Source organism: Mesorhizobium sp. ES1-6 (assembly GCF_020164775.1).
GTDB lineage: Bacteria > Pseudomonadota > Alphaproteobacteria > Rhizobiales > Rhizobiaceae > Mesorhizobium.
Genome location: NZ_JAIUGU010000002.1, coordinates 244468 through 260330 on the forward strand (window position 1 = coordinate 244468; position 15863 = coordinate 260330).

Below are 15863 nucleotides of genomic sequence, written 5' to 3' on the forward strand. Positions count from 1 at the left end.
GGGCGTGGTGACATCAACGCATCCAGTTCGGAACAATCTTTTTTGGTCGAAGTTCTCCCCCTTGAAGGGACGAACTCTCCGAAGGAGATTTCCTATGAAACATGTTCTCATGACCAGCATGCTGGCGATCGGACTCGGCTGCGGGGCGGCGATGGCTCAGACGCAGCAGCCCGCCGAAAGCCAATCGGGAGCGGACACCAATTGCGCTTCCGGGGCGACCAACTGCCAGAGCGGTTCGAAGATGAAGAGCCAGGCAGAGGGTACCAAGTCCCAGACTGACCAGCAGGCTCAGGGCAAGGCCAAGATGAAGACCGACGAGCAGGCCCAGGGTAAGGCCGGCGCCGCTACGGACCAGCAGGCCCAGGGTAAGGCCAAGGTCCAGACCGACCAGGAGGCCCAGGGCAAGGCTGGCACCAAGACCGACCAGCAGGCCCAGGACAAGACCAAGGTCCAAACCGATCAGCAGGCACAGGGCAAGGCTGGCACCAAGACCGACCAGCAGGCGCAGGGCAAGGCCGGCACCAGCACTGATCAGCAGGCCCAGGACAAGACCAAGGTCCAGACCGACCAGCAGGCCCAGGGCAAGGCCGGCGCCACCACCGACCAGCAGGCCCGGGACAAGACCAAGGTCCAGACCGACCAGCAGGCTCAGGGCAAAACCTCGACGCAGGACAAGACCTCGACCGCGTCCATCAACAATGTGACGGTCGAACAGAAGACCGAGATCACCCATGTGATCAGGGAAACCAAGGTCGAACCGGTGACCAACATCGACTTCGACGTCTCCGTCGGCATCGAAGTTCCGCGTCATAAGGTCAGGCTGCATCGCTTGCCGGCTCGCATCGTGAAACTCGTCCCGGCTTACGAGGCATACGAGTATTTCGTCCTCGCCGACGGCCGGATCGTCATCGTGGATCCGGATACATACAAGATCGTGCTGGTACTGACCTAGGGCAATTCCACGGAAAAGTGCGTAGCGCTTCCGCTAAAAAGTTGCCTGATAACAAGGGTTAAAGCACAAGATCGTTCAACCCGCCCCGCTGCACGCGGGTCGGGTTGAGCACTGATGTAGAGATGATGCGGAAAGCTTTCCCGGTGCAAACCTCAGCGCATGCTCAGGGATTGTGAGGCCGCAATGTCCGCAAGGTGATCGAGTAGCGGTGCTCGGCGAGCGGCGGGATGCTGTGCTCCCATTGCGACCGCGACGGCCCTGTCATGAGATAGGCCGATCTCGGCTCGACGGTGATGGTCCGACGTTCCCATTTAGACCCGTTCTTGCGCCGAAGGCGAAAATCGCAGGGCGCCAGCAGGGAAACGCCCGCGACGTCCTCGAAATGGGGCTTGTCGCGGTGCCAGCCGATACCAGCGCCGGGCCGGTACTCATTGATCAGGACCTGCGCAAAAGTTTCGACGGGCCGGCCCGCAAAAGCCGCGACCTTTTCGCGCAAGGGCAAAAGAAAATCAGGTATCGGCGGCGCCTCGACCACTTCTCGCCGGTCATAATCGTAGCGAAGGCCAAAACCGACGACACGCCGGTTCGCCAGATGGCCATGGAAGTCGAAGGCCTTGAAGGGCAGTTCCTCAAGATGCCGGGCGAGTTCGATTTCCTCTTGCGGCGTGATCAGTTCCGGCTGGTAGGCGAAACCCTCCGGCAGCTCATCCTGAACGGCGCCGAAGAGATCGTGCTGGGCCACACGGCCGGCGGTTTTCGGTTTGAGCGGCGACATTGTGCCTAGATGGTGAGGGCCGGACCACAAGGCAATATAGGAACCGCGCTTGCCTCCTGGACACGTCGCCAAAGGGCGCAACGGAACGCCGGAGCGGCGTGAAAGTTTAGGAAAGGGCGGCCCCGTCGGATGCCGTCGGACATGGTCTAGCCTTGGAGTACCGGATGCCGCGCGTTGAAACGGGGACCTGCTTTTGCGGGGCGATTGCAGCTGCCATGGACGGTGAGCCCTTCTGGATATGCTATGATCACGATGATGATTGCCGCAAGGCGATCGGCGGTCCACTGACCATCTGGGTCGGATATCGGCCGAGCCAGTTCCGCCTTTTGAGGGGCACGCCAAAGGCCTTTTCCAGGACGCCGGGCGTTGTCCGCACTTTCTGCTCCGATTGCGGGAGTTCGATAGGCTATAGCGACGAAGGCTTGCCTGACGAGCTTTATCTGACGATCGGTTTCTTCGACAAACCTGAAGGGCTGCGGCCACAGGCGCACGCCTATTGGGACCTCAGGCTGCCTTGGGTCGACTTTGCCGACGAGCTGCCGCGCATCGATCGATATTCGAGGCAGCGCGACGCGAATTTCGGCAATCCACGCGACAGGTAGCGAGTTCGGGCGGTACGGAACCGGGCCATGCCTGGCGGGTTTATCCGGATGACCCGTCAGGTGCCACCATGCCGTCAACCGTTGTTCGCAACACGCAATACGATCCCGTGACCAGGATCCTCTCGGTCTGGTTCGTGCCGCATGGCAACCGCTACGACTATGAGGAAGTCGCCCCGGCCACCTACGCGGCGTTCATGCGCGCCCCTTCGAAAGGCCGCTTCTTCAATAAATTCATCAAGGACCACCACAGGTACCGTCGCGTGGCGTGATCGCCGTCAGCGGACCGTCATGCCTTCTTGTTCTGCGTGGTGGGCGCCTTGTCCGGCGCCGGTTCCCAGCCAAAGACGCTACGGCCACCCAACAGATGCGACTGGTCGAACTCGCCGGCGACGATTTCCTTGAGGCTGGGGCCGGTGACGTATCGCTCGACCTGGCGCGACTGATCGTCGAGCCGTCTCAAGGCGCCGATTTCCTCTTCGCGACCAAGCCTTGCTTTTTGCACGGCGGATTTCAGCACGCCGATCGTCTCGTCATAGACCTTGAGCGGGACAGGGAACGGATGCCTGTCCTTGCCGCCATGCGCCAGCGAGAAACGGCCGGGGTCCGAAAACCGGCACGGCGCGCCATGCACCACTTCGGCGACGAGGGCCAGAGCGCGCACCGTGCGGGCGCCGACTCCGGGGACCAGAAGAAGCTCGGCAAAATCGGCTGGGCCCCGCTCGGCGGCGGCTGCCATGTTGCCGTGCAGGCGATGCATCACGACATCGCTCTCGCGGACATCGTGGTGGGCCGGCATGACCAGATGCGGCAGCAGCGGCTGCGCCGGAGCCGGCGCGGCACCGGGTTCCAGAGCGGCGAATTCCCGCAGGATACGGTCCGGCCCGAGATCCTGCAGAAGATCCAGCTGCCCCCGGCGCGAGGCTTCGGCGCGCCGGTCGGTCAGGTTGACGATCTCGCCCTGGTTGGCGCCCTCGATGGCCGCATGCGGCTGGTCGACGAAACTCTTCAAACCCTCGGACAGCCAATGGTAGCGACGCGCCACCTTGCTGTCGCCATTCATGCCTTGCTGCACCACCACCCAGTCGCCGTCATCGGTGACGATGAAGCCATGCAGATAGAGGTCGAAACCGTCCTGGACGGCGGCGCTGTCCACCTTGGCGACAAGCCGGCTGGCGGTGGCCAGGCGCGGTCCGTCGAAGCCAATGCGCTCGCCTATTGCCGCGAGCTCGTGCGGGGTCTTGCGCGAATGCGCGCCACGACCACCGCAGACATGGATGCCGAGTTCGCCCGACAGCGGCGTGAGGCCGCGTTTCAAGGCACCGACGACGCTGGTGGTGATGCCTGACGAATGCCAGTCCATGCCCATGACGGCGCCGAAGGACTGGAACCAGAACGGATGCGCCAGGCGCCGCAGCAATTCGTTGCGGCCATAGTGATGGATGATCGCCTCGCACATAACGGCGCCAAGGCGTGTCATGCGGTCGCCCAGCCATTTCGGCACGCGTCCGCCGTGAAGGGGAAGATCCGCACTGCCCGATCGTTGCGCCACGCCTTTGCCTGCTCCAGTGTCCGCGATTGGTGACAGATAAGCACTACGAGCCCCGCAGGGAAGGCTGGTGCTACACCCGGGGGCCGGCGTCTCAAGCCCAGTTCGAGAGAACCGTTTCCATATCGACCGTCTCGACCTGCTGTGCGAAACGCTGGTGATAGACGGTAAGCAGCGCGTCATGCGTCGCGTCGGAAGAACTGCACAGGGCGTCTGTGACGAGAACCACGCGATAGCCGAAATCGATGGCGCCGAGCACGGTGGCCAGGACGCACACGTCGGTTTCGCCTCCCGTGACGACCAGCGTGTCGATCTCGCGCTCCATCAAAAAAGCCCTGAGGCGACCTTCAAACCAGGGGGAATAGATGTGCTTGTCGATAACTGATGCGGGTGGACAGTAAGCGGCCAGTGGCGGCAACAATTCGATCATGTCCGGCCCGATGTTGTCGATGGCCATCGAAGCCCAGCGCTCATAATAGCGCTTCCATGTACCAACGCCCTGCCCTGGTCTTTGCGCAGGCAGGAAGCGCGTGAAGACCGTCTGTTCCGCCCGCCTTTCCACAAGCTTCTCGATCCGCGGGAGGACACGGGTTATCCAAGGCGTCGCCCAAGGCGACGGTTCGGCAAACAGCTTCTGCATATCCACGCAGACATGCATGCATCGCTGCCCCAGCGGGCCATATGCCAGTCCCGGCATGGACATCAGGGCATTTCCGACCAACGGTAGTTCATCGTGACCTCTCGCATTCCCCATCCCGGACTTGGAACGTGGGATCAAGGAACTCGTTCCTGGCCGTTCGCTGGAACCGACGCAGCTGGTTGACGTTTCGGCTGCGTTGAAGGGAGGGCTGGCATGAGACTGTCGGGACTCGGGCCGCGCTATTCCAGGATGTCACCGGGATGACGCTAAGTGGCGGTTGTCTCTGCGGTCGGATTCGCTTCACTGTCGATAGCGAGCCAAGGGTCCACTATTGTCACTGCGACATGTGTCGGCGAGCAACCGGGAGCGCGTTCGCGGTTCTGGCGTGGGTACCGTCCCAGAGCCTGGCCTGGACCGCCGCCGAACCGGCCTATCGCAGATCGTCGCCGATCGCCTTGAGGGGATTCTGCTCAAGTTGCGGTTCGCCGCTCAGCCTCGCCTATGACGCATCGCCCCATGAAATCGCGCTGCATGTCGGCACATTCGATGATCCGGCGCCATTGCAGCCTCGTTACAATTATGGATCGAGCCAGCGCCTTGGCTGGGTCTGCTGCGGAATAGACCTGCCGCACCATGAGACCGAGGAACGATGGTAGACGCCGCGAAGAAGACCGCGGCTCGACTCGAATTCCCGCTATCTCACGACACGCTTCTCGAGCTTGCGGGCCAAGGTGCGCCGATGCAGGCCAAGGCGGCGCGCCGTTTCGGAGATGTTGAAGCCGGTTTCGACCAACGTTTCGTGGATGCGCTCCCATTCCAGATTCTTGATCGAGGTGGGACGCGAGGAAAGAGGCACCGAAACATCGCCCTCGGCCCTGCCGAAGGCGGCTTCGATATCATCGGTGTTGGCGGGTTTGGCCAGGTAATGGCTGGCGCCGAGCTTGATCGCCTCGACAGCCGTGGCGATGCTGGCAAACCCGGTCAGCACGACAATCCTGATCGAAGCATCGCGGGCGCCGAGCAACTTGACGCACTCCAGCCCGGAGCCGCCGGCCCCGAGCTTGAGATCGACGACGGCATAGGCCGGAACGGCTGTTTCGAGGGCACGGAGCAGTTCCTCCCTGTCGTGACAGACCATGACGTCGTAGTCGCGCTTTTCGAAGGAACGCTTCAGCGTTTTGGCGAAGGTTACGTCATCCTCGACGATGAACAGCGATCGATCAGGCCTCATGGTCATCTCCATCGGTCAGCGCCGCCAGCGGCAGCGAAAGCGTAACACAGGCGCCCTGCTCCATGTTGCGCGCCGAAAAATCGCCTCCCAGTTTCCGCATCACGTTGACGACGAGGAAAAGACCAAGGCCGCCGCCAGGCCGCCCCTTGCTCGACATATAGGGTTGGCCGAGCGCCGCCAGAATACCTTCGTCGAAACCCGGCCCGCGATCGCGCACGGAGATCACCAGCTTGTCGCCCTGCCGCTCGGCGGTGACGCCGACCCAATGCTGCGATGCTTCCTGGGCATTGTCGAACACGTTGAAGATGACCTGCTTGAGCGCCGTGTCGGACACGATCTGCTCGTCCGGGTCGAAATCGTTGTTGTATTCCAGCCTGAAGGGTTGGCGACTGGTGCGCCATTCCTCGACCAGATCGTCGAGGAAACCGCGGATGGTCGTGCGTATCGTTCCCTCGCCCCTGGCCTGGCCGGAAGACATCAGTATCCCGGACACGATGTGCTTGCAGCGCTCGATCTGGGCCTGCATTTCGGCCACATCGGCCGCCAGTTCGCGGTTGCGCGAAAGGCTGCGCATCTGGCGCCAGTCGGACAGGATGACGGATATGGTGGCGAGCGGCGTGCCGAGTTCGTGCGCGGCGCCGGAAGCCAGCAGGCCCATGCGCACGATGTGGTCCTCCTCTGCCGAACGCTGGCGCAGATCGGCAAGATAGGCGTCGCGCTCACGCAGATTGCGGTTGATGCGCGTCATGAAGATCACGATCAGCCCGGCCGCCAGCACGAAGCAGATGAACATGCCCCTGATATGCAGGGACAGGAGATCGCTGCCATGATGCGGAATGGCGATCGGTTGGAAGAGGAAGATGAGGAAGACGAAGCAGGCGGAGGCCGCCGCCACCAGGATCCAGGTCGACCGTGGCGTCAGCAGCGCCGCGCCGAGCGTGATCTGCAGGAGATAGAGCGACACGAACGGATTGGACGCGCCGCCGCTCAGGTAAAGCTGTGTCGTCAATGCCGCCATGTCGAAGATGAGCGCGACGAAGAGCTGGGTGTTGGTGATCGGCTTTATGCCGCCCAGGACCAGCAGGCTGAAGATGTTCAAGCCGACCAGGAAAAGCACCACGCCGGCCATCTCCGCCAGAGGCAGCGGAATGGCGAACCAGTATTGCGTCGCCAGGATGGTGAGCACTTGGCCCGCCACCGCCAGCCAACGCAGTTGGATGAGCAATAACAGGTTCTTCCTGTTCGTCGCTTCGGGATTGGGGGCCGCGCCGTTGTTGCCAGCAAGGGATGCGGCGCCCAGGGACATGTCATGGCGAAACGTTTGCGTGGGCAGACTCATCTTGCTGGCCGCCGCCGGCGGCCGATCATCGGCCTGGCCAAGGCAATGGCGAGCATCGCGGCGAGCGTGAACCAGGTCAAAGCATAGACCAGGTGGGTGTTTCGGAAAGTCACGACCGTCAGCCCGCCGCGCGGCCAGCTATCGGGGCCTGATGCTTCCGCATCGACGAAATAGGGAGCGGCCTTTGCCAGGCCACGAGCGGTTGCGATGGCGGCGACGTCTCGCGAATACCAACGATTGCCCGCGGCATCGTTGTTGCGCAGGAAGCCGCCGCCAGGCTCGGTGATGCGCAACAACCCGTCGATGACGGCCGGCGCGGCCAAGCCGCCGCTCTCCCGTTCAAATTCCGCCTTGCGTTCCGGCGGGATGAAGCCGCGATTGACCAGCACGACGAAGCCACGGTCGGTTTGCATCGGCGTCAGCACCCAGTAGCCGCCGCCAAGCTCCGTCACCGCCTGCACCAGCGTGTTGGCACCGCCGAGGAACCGCCCGGCCAATCGCACATGGCTGTATTCATGACCGGCCGCGTTGATGGCTTTCCAGTTCTCCGGACCGGGTACGTCGACAACCGGGGCATGGATGCGCTGGTCGACACGGGCGATCAGGTCGAGCTTCCAGACCCGTCTTTCCAACTGCCATAAGCCGAGCCCGACAAACACCAGCACGCCGAGCAGCCCGAGCAGCGCCAGGAAGATACGCGACGCGGATGACCTGCCTGCGCTCTCCTGCCGCGCGGGGCGCCGAGCGATGCCGGCCTGTCCGACCGCATCGGCAATGGTCCTCCCCGAGCCCGACGTCAGGTTCATGGCATCTCGCGCATGTCGTGTAGTCCCGGCATCATGTTGGCGTTGAGATGATACATCACCCAGAGCGAACCCGTCAGCACGATGACGACCAGAATCAGCGTGAAGATCAGCGCCAGCATCGACCATCCGCCTTCCGAGGCGGTGTTCATATGCAGGAAGAAGACCATGTGGACGACGATCTGCACGACCGCGAAGGCCATGATGACGATGGCCGCGACCTGCTTGTCGTCGATGGCGCCGGTCATGACCAGCCAGAATGGGATGGCGGTCAGGATCACCGACAGAAGGAAGCCCGTCAGATAGCCCCGGAACGATCCATGTGCCGCTCCACCATGGACGTCTGCGTGACCCTCGGCATGATCATGAGCGCTCATCGCAACATCCCCATCAGATAGACGAAGGTGAAGACGCCGATCCAGACGACGTCGAGGAAGTGCCAGAACATCGAGAGGCACATCAGCCGGCGGCGGTTGGCCTCGATGAGGCCAAATCTTGCGACCTGCGTCATCAGCGTCACCAGCCAGACGAGGCCGAAGGTGACGTGCAGGCCGTGCGTTCCGACCAGGGTGAAGAAGGACGACAGGAAGGCGCTGCGCTGCGGCGTCGCGCCTTCATGGATCATGTGGGAAAACTCGTAGAGTTCGATGGACAGGAAAGCCAGGCCGAACAGGCCGGTCACGGCAAGCCAGGCCTGCGTAGCCGCCACGCGGCCCTTGTCCATGGTCAGCATGGCGAAGCCATAGGTGATCGAGGAGAAGAGCAGCATGGCGGTGTTGACCGCCACCAGATCGAGGTCGAACAGATCCTTGGGCGCCGGCCCGGCCGCATAGTTGCCCCCGAGCACGCCATAGGCCGCGAACAGCATGGCGAAGATCAGGCAGTCGCTCATCAAATAGAGCCAGAAACCGAGCATGGTGGAGCCGCCTTCGGCGTGCGCATGCTCTTCTTCCAGGTGAAAGACCGGTTCGGTGCCGGCCGTGATTGCTGTCGATGCCATGCTCAAACCCTAACCCCGGACGGCGAGGAGGGTCGTCCTCGCCTCCTCCGTCCGCGTGACCTCGGCCGCCGGAATGTGAAAGTCTCTGTTATAATTGAAGGTGTGACCGATCGCGGTGGCGATGAGGCACAGGAAGCTCAACGCGGCCAGCCACCAGATGTACCAGATCATGCCGAAGCCGAGCGCGACGCTGAAGGCGGCGAGGATCATGCCGGTACCGGTGTTTCTGGGCATATGGATCGGTTTGAAGCCGGCAAGCGGCCTGACGTAGCCGGCCTGCTTCATATCGAACCAGGCGTCGTTGTCTCGAATGACCGGCATGAATGCGAAGTTGTAGGCGGGCGGCGGCGAGGACGTCGACCATTCGAGCGTGCGCCCGTCCCAGGGGTCACCGGTCGGATCGGCGAGCGCCTCGCGCCTGCGGATGGAGACGAATATCTGGATCAGGAAAGCCGCTATGCCGAAGGCGATCAGCACCGCGCCGAAGGCGGCGATGACGAACCATATCTGCAGCGAGGGGTCATCGAAAACCCGCATGCGACGCGTCACACCCATCAGGCCGAGGACGTAGAGCGGCATGAAGGCGAACCAGAAGCCGACCACCCAGCACCAGAACGAGACCTTGCCCCAGAACGGATCGAGCTTGAAGCCGAAGGCCTTCGGCCACCAGTAGGCGATGCCGGCGAACAGACCGAACAGCACGCCGCCGATGATGACGTTGTGGAAGTGCGCGATCAGGAACAGGCTGTTGTGCAGCACGAAATCCGCCGGCGGCACGGCAAGCAGCACGCCGGTCATGCCGCCGACGGTGAAGGTCAGCATGAAGGCCACCGTCCACATCATCGGCAGCTCGAAACGGATGCGGCCCCGATACATCGTGAACAGCCAGTTGAAGATCTTAGCTCCCGTCGGAATCGAGATGATCATCGTGGTGATGCCGAAAAAGGAATTGACGCTGGCGCCGGAGCCCATGGTGAAGAAATGGTGCAGCCAAACCAGGTACGACAGGATGGTGATGACGACCGTGGCGTAGACCATCGAGGTGTAGCCGAACAGGCGCTTGCTGGAGAAGGTCGACGTGACTTCGGAGAAGACGCCGAACAACGGCAGGATGAGGATGTAGACCTCAGGGTGACCCCATATCCAGATGAGGTTCACATACATCATCGGGTTGCCGCCGAAATCGTTGGTGAAGAAGTTGGTGCCGACATAGCGGTCGAGCGACAGCATGGCGAGCACCGCCGTCAGCACCGGAAAGGACGCGACGATAAGCACGTTGGTGCACAGCGACGTCCAGGTGAAGACCGGCATGCGCATCATCGTCATGCCGGGCGCGCGCATCTTGATGATGGTGCAGATCAGGTTGATGCCCGACAGCGTCGTGCCGACGCCCGCCACCTGCAGCGCCCATATGTAATAATCGACGCCGACGTCGGGACTGTAGCCGATGCCGGAGAGCGGCGGATAGGCGAGCCAGCCGGTGCGGGCGAATTCGCCGACAAACAGCGAGGCCATGACCAGGATGGCGCCGCCGACCGTCATCCAGAACGAGAAATTGTTGAGGAACGGGAAGGACACGTCGCGCGCGCCGATCTGCAGCGGCACCACGAAATTCATCAGCCCGGTGACGAAAGGCATAGCCACGAAGAAGATCATGATCACGCCATGCGCGGTGAAGATCTGGTCGTAGTGATGTGAGTTCAGGTAGCCTTCGGAGCCGTTGAAGGCGATGGCCTGCTGCAGGCGCATCATGATGGCGTCCGAAAAGCCGCGCAAAAGCATGACGAGGCCGAGCACCATATACATGATGCCGATCTTCTTGTGGTCGACGCTGGTGAACCACTCGCGCCACAGATAGGTCCAGAGCTTGAAATAGGTGATGACGCCAAGAAGCGCGATGCCGCCGAGCGCCACCGCGATGAAGGTGGCCACCACGATCGGCTCGTGCAGCGGCAGCGACTCCAAGGTGAGGCGGCCGAAAATGAATCTGGTCAGCGTGTCGGGCATCGGCTGTCTCTCACAATTCACGCCGCAACAGGCCAAGCGGCGGCGTATCCGCTTCGGCACTGCGGCTGTCTGTCCCTGGCCGGAGCAGCCCCGCCCCGCGCAGCGGCGACAGGTTCTTCGCAGGCCAATAGCTCGGCCAGGCATCGCGGGCCGCACGCGAGACGGCAGCAGCCTCTTCCGCCGTGCAGATGCTGGCGACATAGGAGGCATCGTTTCCGAACACCGCGCCACGCCGGGCAAGCTTGTCGTATTGCAGCGGCAGGGTGTTGCGGACACCCGCAAGGCCGAGACCGCCCTTGGCGTCGATCGACATCATTTCGTTCATGCACATCTTGCCGCGCTCGACGCACTGATTGAGGATGGCTCCATAGAGATCGGGATCGACGGAGGCATAGTGGCGGACCGGTTCGTTCTCGCTCGGCTTTTCGAGTTCGAGATAGCTGTCGCGGTCAAGTTTCGCCGACGCGGTCCTGGTCTGCGCCACCCATCCGTCGAAAGCCTGGCCGGACAGGCCGTGGAAGGCGAAGCGCATGCCCGAAAAGCCGGCGCCGCTGTAATTGGCTGAGAAGCCGCTATAGGTACCCTCCCGGTTGATGACGGCATGCAGCTTCGTCTCCATCGCGGGCATGGCATAGATCTGGCCGGCAAGGGCTGGAATGTAGAAGGAATTCATCACCGCCGACGAGGTGATGCGGAAGTCGATCGGCTGGTTGACCGGCGCCGCCAGTTCGTTGACCGAGGCGATGCCATAGTCCGGATAGATGAACAGCCATTTCCAGTCGAGCGCCACGACCTCGACCCGGAGCGGCTTGTGGTCCTGAGTGACGGGCTGGCCGGGTTCGATGCGATCGATGCGGCGGTATGGGTCGAGCAAATGCGTGCCGAGCCAGGTCAGCGCGCCGAGGCATATGATGATGAGCAGCGGCGCCGCCCAGATCACCAGTTCCAGTTTCGTCGAATGATCCCAGTCCGGCGCGTAGGTCGCCGAAGCGTTGGATTGCCGGTAGCGCCAGGCAAAGAAAATGGTCAGCGCCATGACCGGCACGATGATGAGGAGCATCAGCAGGGTCGAGACCACGAGCAGATCGCGCTGCTGGGCCGCTACATCGCCCGCCGGCGCGAGAACGACCATATCGCAGCCGCTCAACAGCCCGGCCAGCGGAAGCAGAAGCAAGGCTCCAGATCGTTTCATCAGACGCTGCCCTCGATGGACCGCCACAACGCGTTGCGATGTTGCAGTGCGGTATCGACAAAGGGCTACTGCCGGCGACGGCGCGGTGACATTGGACAATTTGTCCAATGCCCAGCCGGGCCGGGTCTGGCGCAGTGTGCAGCGCACAATGGGATTGCTACAAATGCGTCCCGGGTATTTCATACGACGCGGTGGCGACGGACAAGATGGCTCAGACTTCGACTGCCGAAACGAACAGCGAGCTGATCGGCTCGCATCATGGCCAGGTCAGCGCGGGCGATATAGCGGTCGGCGTGATCGTGGGCAGGACGTCGGAATTCTTCGACTTCTTCGTCTACGCGATCGCGTCCGTCATCGTGTTCCCCAAGCTGGTGTTTCCGACGCATGATCCGCTCGCCGGAACGCTCTACTCCTTCGCCATCTTTGCGCTGGCCTTCATAGCCCGTCCCTTCGGCTCCGTCCTGTTCATGGCCGTCGATCGCGCCTATGGCCGCGGCGCGAAACTGACGATCGCGCTGTTCCTGCTCGGCACCTCGACCGTCGCCATCGCGTTCCTTCCCGCCTATGGCGAGATCGGTGCCATCGCGATCTGGCTGCTGGCGCTGGCCCGCATCGGACAGGGGCTGGCGCTTGGCGGAACATGGGACGGCCTGCCCTCGCTGCTGGCGCTGAACGCGCCACGGAACCGGCGCGGCTTCTACGCCATGATCCCGCAGCTGGGCGCGCCGATCGGCCTTATCGTCGCGAGTTCGCTCTTCGCCTTCTTCGTTGCCAATCTTTCGGCCGACGACTTCTTTTCCTGGGGCTGGCGCTATCCCTTCTTCGTCGCCTTCGCCATCAATGTCGTGGCCTTGTTCGCCAGGCTGCGCATCGTGGTGACGCCCGAATTCTCGAAACTGTACGAGAGCGGCGACCTGCAGCCCACGCGCATCAGGGACACGCTCAGGGCCGAAGGCCGCAACGTCGTCATCGGCGCCTTCGCGCCGCTGGCGAGTTTCGCCCTGTTCCATATGGTGACGGTGTTTCCGCTCTCCTGGGTGTTCCTGTTCACCAATGAAGGCCCGGCACGCTTCCTGGCGATCGAGGCGGTGAGCGCGCTGTTCGGCATCGCGGCCATCGTCGCGTCGGGTCCGCTTGCCGATCGCATCGGACGCCGCGCACTGCTCATCGGTTCGGCGGTCGCCATCGCGACGTTCAGCGGCTTTGCCCCGCAGCTTCTGGATGGCGGCACGGTCGGCGAGGCCCTGTTCATGGTGCTGGGCTTCATCCTGCTGGGGCTGAGCTTCGGGCAGTCGTCGGGCGTCGTCGCATCGAGCTTTTCGCGACAGCATCGCTATACCGGCTCGGCGATAACCTCGGATCTAGCCTGGATGTTCGGCGCCGGCTTCGCGCCGCTCGCGGCGCTGCTCTTGGCCGGCAATTTCGGCCTTATCGCGGCGGGCGCCTACCTGCTCTCGGGCGCGGCCTGCACCTTGCTTGCCTTGTGGATCGATGGACGGCGTTCGGTCGCGGACCGTCCGGCCGACTGAACACGGCGTGACCTGGCGCGCGCAGGTCACGCGCCGCGCGCCGTACATCCAAGCATTCGCTGCACGATTTATTCCGCCGGCGCCGCGACTTCCCGCCGAAACGGCAATACGCCGCCGATATCGGGTTCGTCCAGCGCGGAGGCGAGGCAGGGGACGGCATAGTTGCCCAGGTGATGGGGTGACAATGCCACTCACAACCCGGCCGGCGGTCAGAGCATGAATACGGGTCTTGTCGTGCAATCATGCGGGGCGAGGCATTGGTCCGCGTTGTGCGCGAGACTCAATGCCCGGAGTTTCTGCCAAAATAAGCCGTCGGGTGGCAAACGAAGTTTTGTCTCTCGCCTGAAGCGGATCGCGACGGTGAGGTCATGACGAGTTGGCTCTGAAGTGAGGGGCCGGTCGGCTCTCGTGAGTGGGCCTCCGTTGGGATGCTACGTCGCTGGTGCCATCCGGATCCATCGGCTCTGCACCGGATAAGAGCTGGCATCAGACCCGGCCCTTACAAACCCGACGCCAAGCGACCGGCATGCTGCTCGAAAACGATGGCAGCAACCGGAGTATGCCGCCGAGCAGCTGAGAGCCCATCTTTCAAAGTCCAGGCCACGGTCCAAATATCGCACGCTTAACACGTTTGTCGTACGGGGCCCTCGAGCGGTCCATCGTTGCGGCAGGCATGTGAGATAGTGGTGGCAAGCGAACCCGGGCGCATCGTTTTGAGGGACCGGTCTGCGAGATCACGGTTTGGCAATTTTGGTGGGGCATTTCGGTGCTCGTTGGCGCAGCAGGTGATGATCCTGAAGCCGGTTTAGCGGACCTGATGCAAGGCGTGCATCGCCGGTCGTGAAATAACTCCGCTTAGCGGAACAACGGCTTAGACGAGAGGTTAGGCAGGCTCCCGAGGAGTGCCCGCATGGCAGAGAATTCCGTCCGAAACTTCAACATCAATTTCGGCCCCCAACATCCTGCCGCACATGGCGTGCTTCGTCTGGTACTCGAGCTCGATGGGGAGGTGGTCGACCGTGTTGACCCCCATATAGGCCTGCTGCATCGCGGGACGGAGAAATTGATCGAAGCCAAAACTTACCTTCAGGCCCTGCCTTACTTCGACCGCCTCGACTACGTGGCACCGATGTCTCAGGAGCATGCCTGGTGCCTCGCGATCGAAAAGCTGATGGGCCTGGCCGTGCCGCGGCGTGGGCAGTTGATCAGGGTTCTCTATAGTGAAATCTCGCGGATCATGTCTCATCTGCTGAATGTGACAACTCAGGCCATGGACGTGGGCGCGCTGACGCCGCCCTTATGGGGCTTTGTTGAACGCGAGAAGCTGATGGTCTTCTACGAGCGGGCGAGTGGATCGCGCATGCATGCAGCATATTTCCGGCCAGGCGGCGTGCACCAGGACCTTCCGCCAGATTTGATCGTCGACATTGGAAATTGGATCGACCCGTTTCTTAAGACCGTGGATGACCTGGACAGGTTGCTCACCGATAACCGCATCTTCAAACTGCGCAATGTCGACATCGGGCGGATCTCCCAGAATGAAGCCTGGGCCTGGGGCTTTTCCGGCGTGATGGTGCGTGGATCAGGTGCTGCATGGGACTTGCGCAAGTCCCAGCCATACGAGTGCTATGCAGAGATGGATTTCGACATCCCGGTCGGCAAGAATGGCGATTGCTACGACCGCTATCTGTTGCGCATGGAGGAGATGCGGCAGTCTGCCAAGATCATGCGCCAGTGCGTCGACCTGCTGGCAAAGGAGGGGACTGGACCTGTTTCCAATCTCGACGGCAAGGTCGTCCCTCCCAAACGTGCGGCCATGAAGCGGTCCATGGAAGCGTTGATCCACCACTTCAAACTGTACACCGAGGGTTTTCGGGTGCCAGCCGGCGAGGTTTACGCCGCGGTGGAAGCCCCGAAAGGAGAATTTGGCGTCTATTTGGTATCGGATGGAACGAACAAGCCCTACCGATGCAAGCTGCGGCCTCCGAGCTTCGCTCATCTCCAGGCGATGGACCACCTTTGCCGCGGCCATATGCTGGCCGACGTCACCGCGGTCCTCGGATCGTTGGACATCGTCTTGGGTGATGTGGATCGCTAGTCGTCGCTGGTCAGCAGTTTGCAGACGCGCCCTCGGCCACTCCACGCCGTGAACTGATGCGGTTCGGAGCTTTCACTTGGGCTTTCCCGACGGCGTGTCCTTCGATCGCTCGATTTTCATCCCCTAAGCTCGGCCGCCGGATGGAACAA

16 protein-coding genes are annotated in these 15863 nt (G+C 62.3%); 6 read left to right on the top strand and 10 right to left on the bottom strand.

All coding sequences use genetic code 11. The annotated features are described in order from the left end of the window. Nucleotides 1-94 precede the first annotated feature (94 nt). On the top strand, nucleotides 95-952 hold the full coding sequence (locus LB564_RS05900) for a DUF1236 domain-containing protein (protein ID WP_224535835.1): 858 nt from the start codon (nucleotides 95-97) through the stop codon (nucleotides 950-952). 163 nt (nucleotides 953-1115) lie between these two features. On the opposite strand, the gene LB564_RS05905 is transcribed toward LB564_RS05900, so the two are convergent. Beyond that, nucleotides 1116-1727 carry an alpha-ketoglutarate-dependent dioxygenase AlkB gene (locus LB564_RS05905; protein ID WP_224535838.1) on the bottom strand — a complete coding sequence of 204 codons (612 nt, stop codon included), beginning with the start codon at nucleotides 1725-1727 and terminating at the stop codon, nucleotides 1116-1118. 164 nt (nucleotides 1728-1891) lie between these two features. Here LB564_RS05905 and LB564_RS05910 point away from each other — a divergent pair, with 164 nt between their 5' ends. Both LB564_RS05910 and LB564_RS05915 read left to right on the top strand, forming a co-directional pair. Beyond that, complete coding sequence (locus LB564_RS05910) at nucleotides 1892-2329, top strand: GFA family protein (protein WP_224535840.1); 438 nt, start codon at nucleotides 1892-1894, stop codon at nucleotides 2327-2329. A gap of 68 nt (nucleotides 2330-2397) precedes the next feature. Beyond that, a complete protein-coding gene (locus tag LB564_RS05915) occupies nucleotides 2398-2598 on the top strand; it encodes a KTSC domain-containing protein (protein ID WP_224535841.1) in 201 nt (66 codons plus the stop codon). A 17-nt stretch (nucleotides 2599-2615) separates the two neighbouring features. On the opposite strand, the gene LB564_RS05920 is transcribed toward LB564_RS05915, so the two are convergent. Beyond that, nucleotides 2616-3878, bottom strand: coding sequence for a DUF763 domain-containing protein (locus tag LB564_RS05920; RefSeq protein WP_224535843.1), 1263 nt, complete (start codon nucleotides 3876-3878; stop codon nucleotides 2616-2618). A gap of 91 nt (nucleotides 3879-3969) precedes the next feature. After that, nucleotides 3970-4578 carry a cysteine hydrolase family protein gene (locus tag LB564_RS05925; protein WP_140709294.1) on the bottom strand — a complete coding sequence of 203 codons (609 nt, stop codon included), beginning with the start codon at nucleotides 4576-4578 and terminating at the stop codon, nucleotides 3970-3972. Nucleotides 4579-4775: 197 nt separating this feature from the next. Here LB564_RS05925 and LB564_RS05930 point away from each other — a divergent pair, with 197 nt between their 5' ends. Then, the gene (locus LB564_RS05930; protein ID WP_224559612.1) at nucleotides 4776-5171 is read left to right on the top strand and encodes a GFA family protein; all 396 of its coding nucleotides are present in this window, start codon (nucleotides 4776-4778) and stop codon (nucleotides 5169-5171) included. A gap of 38 nt (nucleotides 5172-5209) precedes the next feature. On the opposite strand, the gene LB564_RS05935 is transcribed toward LB564_RS05930, so the two are convergent. Genes LB564_RS05935 through cyoA form a run of 7 tightly spaced genes read right to left on the bottom strand, consistent with a single transcriptional unit; the run spans nucleotide 5210 to nucleotide 12087 of the window. After that, the gene (locus LB564_RS05935) at nucleotides 5210-5746 is read right to left on the bottom strand and encodes a response regulator transcription factor (protein ID WP_181173813.1); all 537 of its coding nucleotides are present in this window, start codon (nucleotides 5744-5746) and stop codon (nucleotides 5210-5212) included. Continuing rightward, a complete protein-coding gene (locus tag LB564_RS05940) occupies nucleotides 5736-7085 on the bottom strand; it encodes an ATP-binding protein (RefSeq protein WP_224535845.1) in 1350 nt (449 codons plus the stop codon). Before LB564_RS05940 ends, LB564_RS05935 begins: the two co-directional genes overlap by 11 nt. Beyond that, a complete protein-coding gene (locus LB564_RS05945) occupies nucleotides 7082-7891 on the bottom strand; it encodes an SURF1 family protein (RefSeq protein ID WP_224535847.1) in 810 nt (269 codons plus the stop codon). The genes LB564_RS05940 and LB564_RS05945 overlap by 4 nt, the downstream gene beginning before the upstream one ends. Beyond that, nucleotides 7888-8265 carry a cytochrome o ubiquinol oxidase subunit IV gene (gene cyoD / locus LB564_RS05950; RefSeq protein WP_224535849.1) on the bottom strand — a complete coding sequence of 126 codons (378 nt, stop codon included), beginning with the start codon at nucleotides 8263-8265 and terminating at the stop codon, nucleotides 7888-7890. Before cyoD ends, LB564_RS05945 begins: the two co-directional genes overlap by 4 nt. Then, nucleotides 8262-8888: a cytochrome o ubiquinol oxidase subunit III gene (gene cyoC, locus LB564_RS05955; RefSeq protein ID WP_411910213.1), complete on the bottom strand. Its 627-nt coding sequence runs from the start codon at nucleotides 8886-8888 to the stop codon at nucleotides 8262-8264. Before cyoC ends, cyoD begins: the two co-directional genes overlap by 4 nt. 9 nt (nucleotides 8889-8897) lie before the next feature. Next, on the bottom strand, nucleotides 8898-10895 hold the full coding sequence (gene cyoB / locus LB564_RS05960) for a cytochrome o ubiquinol oxidase subunit I (RefSeq protein WP_224535852.1): 1998 nt from the start codon (nucleotides 10893-10895) through the stop codon (nucleotides 8898-8900). Between the two features lie 10 nt (nucleotides 10896-10905). Then, the gene (gene cyoA / locus LB564_RS05965) at nucleotides 10906-12087 is read right to left on the bottom strand and encodes a ubiquinol oxidase subunit II (protein WP_224535854.1); all 1182 of its coding nucleotides are present in this window, start codon (nucleotides 12085-12087) and stop codon (nucleotides 10906-10908) included. A gap of 206 nt (nucleotides 12088-12293) precedes the next feature. On the opposite strand from cyoA, the gene LB564_RS05970 reads away from it, so the two are divergent. Beyond that, the gene (locus LB564_RS05970) at nucleotides 12294-13616 is read left to right on the top strand and encodes an MFS transporter (RefSeq protein WP_224535856.1); all 1323 of its coding nucleotides are present in this window, start codon (nucleotides 12294-12296) and stop codon (nucleotides 13614-13616) included. Between the two features lie 910 nt (nucleotides 13617-14526). Further along, on the top strand, nucleotides 14527-15714 hold the full coding sequence (locus tag LB564_RS05975) for an NADH-quinone oxidoreductase subunit D (protein WP_224535858.1): 1188 nt from the start codon (nucleotides 14527-14529) through the stop codon (nucleotides 15712-15714). The last annotated feature ends 149 nt before the right edge of the window (nucleotides 15715-15863 follow it).

Coding starts and splice junctions, on each gene's coding strand:
- LB564_RS05900 (WP_224535835.1), top strand. CDS start 95: ATGAAACATGTTCTCATGACCAGCATGCTGGCGATCGGACTCGGCTGC.
- LB564_RS05905 (WP_224535838.1), bottom strand. CDS start 1,727: ATGTCGCCGCTCAAACCGAAAACCGCCGGCCGTGTGGCCCAGCACGAT.
- LB564_RS05910 (WP_224535840.1), top strand. CDS start 1,892: ATGCCGCGCGTTGAAACGGGGACCTGCTTTTGCGGGGCGATTGCAGCT.
- LB564_RS05915 (WP_224535841.1), top strand. CDS start 2,398: ATGCCGTCAACCGTTGTTCGCAACACGCAATACGATCCCGTGACCAGG.
- LB564_RS05925 (WP_140709294.1), bottom strand. CDS start 4,578: ATGTCCATGCCGGGACTGGCATATGGCCCGCTGGGGCAGCGATGCATG.
- LB564_RS05930 (WP_224559612.1), top strand. CDS start 4,776: ATGACGCTAAGTGGCGGTTGTCTCTGCGGTCGGATTCGCTTCACTGTC.
- LB564_RS05935 (WP_181173813.1), bottom strand. CDS start 5,746: ATGAGGCCTGATCGATCGCTGTTCATCGTCGAGGATGACGTAACCTTC.
- LB564_RS05940 (WP_224535845.1), bottom strand. CDS start 7,085: ATGAGTCTGCCCACGCAAACGTTTCGCCATGACATGTCCCTGGGCGCC.
- LB564_RS05945 (WP_224535847.1), bottom strand. CDS start 7,891: ATGAACCTGACGTCGGGCTCGGGGAGGACCATTGCCGATGCGGTCGGA.
- cyoD (WP_224535849.1), bottom strand. CDS start 8,265: ATGAGCGCTCATGATCATGCCGAGGGTCACGCAGACGTCCATGGTGGA.
- cyoC (WP_411910213.1), bottom strand. CDS start 8,888: ATGGCATCGACAGCAATCACGGCCGGCACCGAACCGGTCTTTCACCTG.
- cyoB (WP_224535852.1), bottom strand. CDS start 10,895: ATGCCCGACACGCTGACCAGATTCATTTTCGGCCGCCTCACCTTGGAG.
- cyoA (WP_224535854.1), bottom strand. CDS start 12,087: ATGAAACGATCTGGAGCCTTGCTTCTGCTTCCGCTGGCCGGGCTGTTG.
- LB564_RS05970 (WP_224535856.1), top strand. CDS start 12,294: ATGGCTCAGACTTCGACTGCCGAAACGAACAGCGAGCTGATCGGCTCG.
- LB564_RS05975 (WP_224535858.1), top strand. CDS start 14,527: ATGGCAGAGAATTCCGTCCGAAACTTCAACATCAATTTCGGCCCCCAA.